Annotated in this window: 8 protein-coding genes; 6 read left to right on the plus strand and 2 right to left on the minus strand. The window is 33.0% G+C overall.

Annotated elements, in window-relative coordinates; translation table 11 throughout:
- Positions 1-208: 208 nt before the first annotated feature.
- A complete protein-coding gene (locus V7122_RS24895; RefSeq protein ID WP_335345949.1) occupies positions 209-925 on the minus strand; it encodes a 3-ketoacyl-ACP reductase in 717 nt (238 codons plus the stop codon).
- A gap of 259 nt (positions 926-1,184) precedes the next feature.
- Between V7122_RS24895 and V7122_RS24900 the strand changes: the two genes are divergently transcribed.
- Complete coding sequence (locus tag V7122_RS24900; protein ID WP_335345950.1) at positions 1,185-1,565, plus strand: winged helix-turn-helix transcriptional regulator; 381 nt, start codon at positions 1,185-1,187, stop codon at positions 1,563-1,565.
- 292 nt (positions 1,566-1,857) lie between these two features.
- Positions 1,858-2,229 carry a VOC family protein gene (locus V7122_RS24905; protein WP_335345951.1) on the plus strand — a complete coding sequence of 124 codons (372 nt, stop codon included), beginning with the start codon at positions 1,858-1,860 and terminating at the stop codon, positions 2,227-2,229.
- Positions 2,230-2,353: 124 nt separating this feature from the next.
- Here V7122_RS24905 and V7122_RS24910 read toward each other — a convergent pair whose 3' ends face one another.
- Positions 2,354-3,424: a hypothetical protein gene (locus V7122_RS24910; RefSeq protein WP_335353504.1), complete on the minus strand. Its 1,071-nt coding sequence runs from the start codon at positions 3,422-3,424 to the stop codon at positions 2,354-2,356.
- Between the two features lie 326 nt (positions 3,425-3,750).
- Between V7122_RS24910 and V7122_RS24915 the strand changes: the two genes are divergently transcribed.
- The 4 genes from V7122_RS24915 (at position 3,751) to V7122_RS24930 (ending at position 8,605) form a co-directional block, all read left to right on the plus strand.
- Positions 3,751-4,161 (plus strand): hypothetical protein, encoded by a 411-nt coding sequence (locus V7122_RS24915; protein WP_335355255.1) that lies wholly within the window; start codon positions 3,751-3,753, stop codon positions 4,159-4,161.
- Between the two features lie 746 nt (positions 4,162-4,907).
- Complete coding sequence (locus V7122_RS24920) at positions 4,908-5,885, plus strand: HD domain-containing protein (RefSeq protein WP_335347792.1); 978 nt, start codon at positions 4,908-4,910, stop codon at positions 5,883-5,885.
- A gap of 714 nt (positions 5,886-6,599) precedes the next feature.
- Complete coding sequence (locus tag V7122_RS24925) at positions 6,600-7,751, plus strand: MFS transporter (RefSeq protein WP_335529861.1); 1,152 nt, start codon at positions 6,600-6,602, stop codon at positions 7,749-7,751.
- 404 nt (positions 7,752-8,155) lie between these two features.
- On the plus strand, positions 8,156-8,605 hold the full coding sequence (locus V7122_RS24930) for a hypothetical protein (protein WP_335529864.1): 450 nt from the start codon (positions 8,156-8,158) through the stop codon (positions 8,603-8,605).
- The last annotated feature ends 75 nt before the right edge of the window (positions 8,606-8,680 follow it).

An 8,680-nucleotide genomic window follows, 5' to 3' on the forward strand; every position in this document is an offset into this window, starting at 1 on the left:
CTACTCGACTAGTTTAAGAATCGTCTGTAGCTCTTATTCCACAATCGGGCCATTTAATTGAGTAATGGGTTGCAAAAACCACACTTTTTTATGATGCCGTTCATGTGATAGACGGGTTGGCAGTACTCCTATTAAAGCCTATTATTCTAAAAAAGGAGACGCTGTCCAAAATACATCGGATAGCGCCTTGATATTTCGAATAGTTCTATTAGGGGTTCGTAGACCAAAGTCCAGCATGTTTTAATACAACACGTGGATGAAGTTTTAGTTGTGCAACCATTAAGTCAGCTAAATCTTCTGCTTGCATTACTTTTTCCGGATTTCCGTCTGTTAAGTTTAGTTCGACAGCCATATCTGTTGCCACCGTACTTGGTGTTAACGTTGTAACGCGAATATTTTTCTTACGCACCTCAAGCATTAATGACTCACTTAGTCCAATAACTGCAGCTTTTGAAGCAGAGTATGCACTTGTAATTGGTGCACCTTTTTGACCAGCTGTTGATGAGATATTAATGATGTCGCCTGTGTTGCGCTCGATCATTTCCGGTAATACCGCACGTGTTGTGTAGTACACACCTTTTACGTTGACATCGATAATATTTGTCCATTCTTCAGGCGTTAAGTCCATGAAGTTACCGAATTTTGAAATGCCGGCATTGTTTACTAAAATATCGATTGCACCAAGTTCGTCACGAATTGATTCAATCGCTGTGGTTATAGAGTCTAAATCTGCTACATTTGCAGCAGCGATTGCTACCTTCACATCATATTGTTTAAGTTCCTCTGCTACTTGTTGTAAATTTTCAAGCGTACGTCCAATAAGACCTACATGAATACCTTCTTTGGCAAAAGCTATTGCTGTTGCACGTCCTATGCCACGCCCTGCTCCTGTAATTAACGCCACTTTTCCTGCGATCGTTTGCATGTTTTTCGCTCCTTTAGATGAGATAGTTTTATTTTAGACGAAATACAGTGTATTAAATAAGAGAAGTTTAATAAAATCGTTTTAGTGATATAAATATTAACGCTGTTTTCCTCATAAATGATTAGCGCCTAAAATAGATAAAGATTTGTCTTTAAGACTAACTTCATTCTACATATGGTTTACTACATTGTGAAGAATGCACTTTTTTGTGCGGAGGTTACCAAAAGGTTACTTATTTAAATGAAAGGGAGTTAACTATATGTCGGATAAATTAAGAGAAGAGATCAAAGAGAGAATATTAAATCTTGATTATCATTGTGAAAAGGAACTTACCTTATCGATTATTAGTGGGAAATGGAAAGTTGTTATTTTGTGGCACTTAGGTGTTGAAGGACCACATCGCTTCAGCGAACTTCAAAAACTTTTTCCGAAAATATCCCATAAGATATTAACAAACCAATTACGTGAACTGATGGAAGATGGAATTGTTCATAGAGAAGTATATCCAGAAGTTCCCCCGAAAGTCGAATATTCAATGACTGAACTGGGGATGACGTTATTACCGATCGTTGAGATGATGTATGAATGGGGGAAAAAGAGAATAGATCAAATTAAACAAGAAAACAACTATTTTGAATAAGAAAAATAAAAGGTCTCGGACTTATTCCTTATTTATGTTAAAAAGGCAGAAAGAGAAATAAGTTTCAGCTTGCTCCACGATCGGGCGCAATTCTTGAAGAGGAATTGTGCCTTTTTCAGTAATCGGGCCAGATTGTTGAGTAACTTGTTTTCAAAACAAGTGGATATTTTGGAAGAGATTGTGAATAAATGTACTTATACTAAAGGAGCAGGTTAATTCAATAATCCGAAGGAAAAAGGTATATAGAAAGGGAACTATTTGATATACCAGATTATATAAAGGAGAGAAGGCTATGAGTAAATCATTTATTGAACAAGTACATTATATTAGAATTCCTGTAAAAGATTTAGAACTATCTGCTCAATGGTATAGAGATGTATTAGGACTCCAGTTATTAAACAGTACTGAGGAACTTGCGATTTTAAAAGTAAATGAAGGACCTTTTTTACTTATCTTAGTTCCTACCGAAGATGAAACATTTGCACATTTTACAATTGATAATAAACAAGAATTTAGCATTGGCTTTACAAGTCCAGAATTATCTAAATTTCATCAACACTTAATTGATAATCAAGTTAAGGTCGAGGATATAAAAGAAGATAATGGTCATGCCTTTTTCCACTTTTATGACCCAAATGGTAATAAACTTCAAGTACACTGGTAAGATTATAATAAATAAAATTACAATATTTTATTAACGGGTGCTTGAGTTCAATAACGATCTTCAACAATCGGGCGCTTTCCTGTAGTAGTAAGGATTGCGCCTTTGGTTTGTAAAACTAAAGATATTATTTATATTTCAAGATTGGTCCCTCAAAAGGCCAATTTCTTGAGTGTTTCTTCTTAGTCTTCGGTTTTACAAAATCCTCTGGCACATCTGCAATAATTGAATGGAGATCCTGATAATCCTGTTTTATGTTTTCAATATAAAAAAGTCCGCTATCAGTTTGTTTGGCTTCTTTAGTAAATTCCGTCCATAAATCAATATAAGGCTTTCCTATAACAGCAGCATTCCCCAACTTTTTTGGAAAGCCTCTCCACCATGTATCACCTATAGAAAACTTTGCCTTTCTCATTTCACCATAAAACGGTTGTAATTGGTCAGAAGCTTTTAACCAAAATCGCTTTAATTCCGTAGGCCATCCAGGCTGGTTCATTACCTCCTCTAAAAACTCCATAGTGATATAAGAAGCTCTAAAACCTTCACGTGTGGCACCTATTTTAGGTGGGATTTGAATCGTAATATAAGTAAATGGTTTACTGGGATACCAAACAATCACTTCATGTATGTGCTCGGATAAAAACTGAATAAAATGTTCTTTTCCTTTTTCGGCCAGTTTAAATTGTGGTGGCTCATAAATTCCATATCTTCTAGGTAATGCTTCAGGCAATGTTAATTCAATAAATTCTAAAAATTCTTTAAAACCATCTTTTATAAAAGTGTGGTCTTTCATGAACCACCATGTCATTTGGAGACAATCTGGATCATCTTTTACTTTAATGGTTTCTAGCCTTTTCACGCCCGTTGGAGAAGAAACTGTTCCTCGTTCATCAGAAATAATTCCATGTGATGATTGAGCAATGATTTTAGAAATTTTCTTAAGTATCGTAAATGCTTGTTTAGGTGCACCTAAGGGTTCTAAAATAATTTCTGTAAAATATTTAATGCCCGGAAGTTTGCCAACAACTTCTTCTGGTATATCTTCTTCCATGACTTCTTGAGGATTACCAATCATAATTTGCCAATTTGGACCTTCAAAGATGATTCCCTCATTCTTATGTTTAATACTTGCTTGGTTAAAAATTTCATTCTCAAATGAAGTTTTATTTACTGACCATATGCTAATGTCATAACTCATTTTTTCATCCTTACTCAATGTTATAATTCCATTTAATTCTATTGAGCTAATTACCATAATTAATTACTAAAACCATTCTAAATATGATTCATTTTATTATATCGAAAAATGATAACTTCTATTCAGTAAGCATTTATTACATTCCTTCTTTAACTAAACTAGATAATAGAAGCTCTGTTATTCAATTAAAGGGCGCAATTCTTGAAGAGGAATTGTGCCTTTTTTAGTAATAGGGCCATATTGTTTAGTTACGTTAATGGAAATTGTGCAGGTTTACACTTAAACTTTTGGATAGAATAGTTTAAAAAAGTGAAAGGGGGATTTATATGAGTTTAGCAAGCTATATTGGATGTAATGTAGAAATCCCACTTAGTGATGAAGAAGAATATAATGACTTAATGTATATTGGAGATTGTTTTTCAACTAAGTACAACAAACAGGATGTTAAAAAATATCAATTTACTACACCTTATGTTTATGAGGTATCTAGTCACTGGGGAATTGAGATATCAAAATATATGAATCAAAGATCATGTACTGAATCGAAAAAGAAGCTAATTGCATTATGTGAAATTATGGATAGCTATCTTGAAAAAGGCGATTATTTTGAACTTTATAGTTGTTGGGTTGGTGAGGAAAAGGACAAGCGAGTTGGTGAAAAAACCTTGAGTATCGATAACTTTAATATTGATTTGATTGAAATGCCTGAAAAAACATTGGTACGAATTGAGAAATAATATCTTGTTCAACAATCGGGCGCTTTTCTGAAATAAGGAATTCTTCATGAAAAGGGCCATTTAATGGTACAGGGCTTATTAAAATGAGGAGTAAAGTTTAGTGAGTAAGGAGTAAATTACCAATAAACAAGATGACGACATTTTGAGATAATCAAAGGGGATAAAATATTTAAAACTATTGTGGTGATAAAATGAGGAAATTTCCCTCAAAGCTAATATCTATTTTGTTTTATACAATATTTGTAGTAAGCACGATAATTACATTATTTATTGTATATAAGGATATTGATAATTTATTTTCTTTTAAATTTGTAATTGGCTATGTAATTTTTCTTGTTTTGTATCTTTTTTATTTCATTATTGCAACTGTAATCAATATGAGAAAATTAAAGTGGTTTGATATTAGAAAAAGAATGTATGGATTTATTGCTTCTTTTGTTTTCCTTAGTGGGACGAGTATCATTTATTATTATTTTTATAAACCGGCAGAAATAGATTATTATAGGATTTTTTTAATTGCTTTGGGAATATCACTAGGGGTTTCTTTTTTGATTTAGCGTTCTTTAGAAAGAAATAAAATACAATGTATTTAAACCTTTTCTTCAGCTAAAGGGCGCAATTCATGAAGAGGAATTGTGCCTTTTTCAGTAATCGGGCCATTTTGTGGAATATAACTTAATAATAAAATTTGATTGTTATGTTAAATTTTATTAGGTAAGATTGTGAAGGATTAAGGAGGAAAAGTATTGAAAGTAATAGATGAAATTTATGGGGAATTTATAATAGAACCAGTTTTGGAGAAACTGATTAATTGCCAAGCTATACAACGATTAAAAAAAGTTCATCAAGGTGGAGCGAGTTATTTAGTAAATAAACAATGGAATGGAACAAGATATGAGCATTCTGTCGGTGTGATGCTTTTAGTAAGACAACTAGGAGGTACGATTGAAGAGCAAATAGCAGGGTTATTACACGATGTTTCCCATACAGCGTTTTCTCACGTGATTGATTATGTATTTGATGCAAAAAATGAAGATTATCACGAGAAGATATTTAATCAAGTCATAGAAGGTTCAGATATACCAACGATTTTGGCCAAATATAACTTGGACTATAAAAAAATCATGGACGACTTATCACAATGGAAAATACTTGAGCAGCCTTTACCAGAACTATGTGCAGATCGAATTGACTATACATTGAGAGATATGTTTCGTTGTGGAATCATTTCGCTTGATGAAATAAAATCTTTTTTAACTCATCTTGTGATTATAGATGGGAAAATTCATATAGACAGCATAGAGTGGACAGAATGGTTTGTAAATACATATTATAAAGAGGTCATTGATTATTTCTTAGACCCATTAAATATTTATGGTTACACCATTCTATCTAAAACATTAAAAATGGCATTAAAGAAAAATATATTAGAACCGAATCATTTCTTAAGTACAGATGAGAAGGTCATAAATCAATTATATCGCTCAAACGATAACGAGGTTATACACTTATTAAATCAATTACAAGAGGAAGTTACGTTAATTGAAGATGAACAAGATTTTGATTTTCATATGAAGCAAAAGGAACGTTTGATTGACCCATCCATATGGTTGGGAGGTCAATTGATTAAGGCTTCAATGATTTCCGAGAAAGTTCAACTGCAAAATTCAAAGGCTTCTATAAAGGCAAGAAAAGGGATTTATTTACGAGTGATTTCAAAGTGATGAAAAATATAGGGCTATAGAGGGCTTATCTTTCATAAGGTTAAGCAATGATCTTCAGCAATCGGGCGCAAATCTTGAAGAGGAATTGTGCCTTTTTCAATAATAGGGCCATATAATGGAATAATTTCAAGTGATTTTATCACTTGGGAATAAGAGAGATAAATTTCAGTTCAGCTTTAACTATTAGGACAACAATGCCAATAATGAACTCTTAGGTGGTTGCTTTTTTTATCAAAATGCACTAAAATAGATAAAATTATTCAGTGAGAAAGGAGGCAAAAAGTAATGGAAACTGTTTTCAGAAGTATAGCAGAAGAAGTAAAGTCATTTTTACATTTAGGAGATTTACATGCAACGGGATTAGTCTGCCCTTTTTTAAGTAAACTTCATATGGAAAACAGTTCCCGGAAACTTTTTGTCTTTTTATTTTAGGTTTATAGAAGACAATATAATTGTTAGTGCATTTTGATTAAAACTAAACAATTACTAGATGCCGGTTTTCGCCGGCGTCTTTTTTGTTCAAAAGGAGAAAAGATTGAGATGAGGATGTATACAAGGCCTCTTATTGGATGAGAGTCATGAAAAGTTAGCGAGAAAGATGTCGTTAGAAAGGGTGAGACTAATGCTTAAAAAACTTAGGCAATATAGAAACGTTTCAGTGTTCCAGACGCTTCTGAATTGAATTAAAAAAATTTAGAAGCGAGGAATCTCTATATGGAAAATCAAAGAATATTTAACAAATCATTTTTTTTCATATTTATTAGTAACTTTTTAATTTTTATTGGGTTTGAAATGTTGCTTCCTATTTTACCGGCTTATATGATTAGCCTTGATGCCTCTCCCATTCAAATAGGTTTAGTGACAACGTTATTCACTATAGGCGCTGTATTAATCAGACCTTTCGTGGGATACTTTCTAATTGATAACAAACGGAAAGCTTTAGCCATCGGTGCAAGTGCATTGTTAATGATAATTACCCTTGTTTATCCTTTTCTTAACATTATATGGATGTTGCTATTGTTAAGATTTTTTCATGGTACTGCATGGGGCGTATCAACAACAGCCAATAGTACAATAGCAGTCGACTCGATTCCTAAGTCACGCTTAGGAGAAGGATTGGGGTATTTCTCTATTTCAACAACAGTCGGGGCGATCATAGCACAGAGTTTAGGTATCTTTATATATGGCTTTTATTCTTTTGACATTGTAATTTGGTCATCAGTTATACTCAACCTATTAGCGTTCACTGCACTTTTATTCGTAAATTCGCATGCCCCGATAAAGAGAGAGAAAGAACCATTTCGTTTTTTTGATATGATTTTTGAAAAAAGCGCATGGTTCCCAGCATTACTGACGGTCATTACAACACTAGGTTTTGGAGCGATTATTACGTTCTTAGTTGTTTTTGGAGAACAACAGAACTTGGATAATATTTTTCTGTTTTTCCTTGTCAATGCGACAGTCTCAACTTTGTTACGTCCGTATACAGGGAAATGGTATGATAGAAAAGGACCTTGGTCTATCATCATTGTGTCTGCCATTTTAGGATTTTTATCTTTAGTTGTGTTGTCTTTTGCAACTAAAGACTTTCATCTTATTATCGCGGCGATTTTATTTGGAGCAGGTTATGGAACGATTATGCCATGTCTACAAACAATGGCGGTTCAAAGTGTAAGTGAAGAAAAAAGTGGTGCAGCTAATGCAACCTTTTTTTCTAGCTTCGACGTCGGTGTTGGAGTTAGCGCATTCATATTAGGAATTTTGGCTGAATGGATTAGTTTAGAGATGATTTTTCGGATTGTTAGTTTAAGCTTTCTTGTTGTTGCTGTTTTAGTCTATAGAGATTATTTAAATAAAAAGAAATAAATAGACTTAAAAACGAATCCACTTCTGTGTTACTAAGAGGTGGATTTATTTTTATTACTTAAATTACACCAAATCTTCAACAAGCAAAAATTATTTATTGAAGATTGTAGACCTGTTGTTAAAACCTTTTTAGGAATGAAATTATTAATTTCTTCACTAATCAATGGGTTTCCTACGAAAATGGTGATATCCACCAGTGGTTATAGTAACCATGAAGATAATGGCTGGATTTATCATTATAGATTCCTGTTTTGGAAAGTCACTTTGATTTTGTTTAAGTGATCTACATAATTTTTTTTTCCACCAAATGAATATGTTACTAAAGGGCGTTATCCTTGAACAAGGATAAGCGCTCAATTTCCATTTAAGGGAGTTTAGTTGAACAAGGATATAGGGGGAGATAGATGAATAAGTTTTTAATAACTTTATTAGTATTAGTAGTATTGGCTACTGGGATATATTTTGTTATCGGGTTATTTAATTCTAATCTACCTAAACTAACTATAACTTTTGGTGAAAAGAAGCTAGAAGTGGAACGAGGTTCGTATTGTTGGGATGGGTTACTTAATTCTATTTGTGCTGATACAATTTCTCCTCCAATGCTGGTTGAACATCATAAAATTAAACCTGTGATTGTATCAACTGGATCTGAGTTAAAGATAGAATTTAAAATAGAGCCTAAAGAAAATACGTTGGGAGTAAATAGATGGCTTAGTAATAGCGAAGTAGAAAATGTTTCGCTAAGTAATAATATTTTAACAGTGCCAAAAGAAAAAGGTGTTTATATTTACGATGTCCATGCAGGATGGGATAAGGGAAGTTCGAGTTATGCCTTTGTAATTGAAGTTAAATAAATCTTGTTAAAGTAAAGGGGGCAATAGTTTAACAAGACAGATACTTATGATCTTCCACAATCGGGCGCAATTATT

Origin of the sequence: Bacillus sp. JJ1532 (assembly GCF_036965085.1) — a bacterium.
Taxonomy (GTDB): Bacteria; Bacillota; Bacilli; order Bacillales; family Cytobacillaceae; genus Cytobacillus.

Excerpts from the sequence above, each read along its gene's own strand:
- V7122_RS24900 (WP_335345950.1), top strand. The coding sequence starts at position 1,185 with ATGTCGGATAAATTAAGAGAAGAGATCAAAGAGAGAATATTAAATCTT.
- V7122_RS24930 (WP_335529864.1), top strand. The coding sequence starts at position 8,156 with ATGAATAAGTTTTTAATAACTTTATTAGTATTAGTAGTATTGGCTACT.
- V7122_RS24910 (WP_335353504.1), bottom strand. The coding sequence starts at position 3,424 with ATGAGTTATGACATTAGCATATGGTCAGTAAATAAAACTTCATTTGAG.
- V7122_RS24905 (WP_335345951.1), top strand. The coding sequence starts at position 1,858 with ATGAGTAAATCATTTATTGAACAAGTACATTATATTAGAATTCCTGTA.
- V7122_RS24925 (WP_335529861.1), top strand. The coding sequence starts at position 6,600 with ATGGAAAATCAAAGAATATTTAACAAATCATTTTTTTTCATATTTATT.
- V7122_RS24895 (WP_335345949.1), bottom strand. The coding sequence starts at position 925 with ATGCAAACGATCGCAGGAAAAGTGGCGTTAATTACAGGAGCAGGGCGT.
- V7122_RS24915 (WP_335355255.1), top strand. The coding sequence starts at position 3,751 with ATGAGTTTAGCAAGCTATATTGGATGTAATGTAGAAATCCCACTTAGT.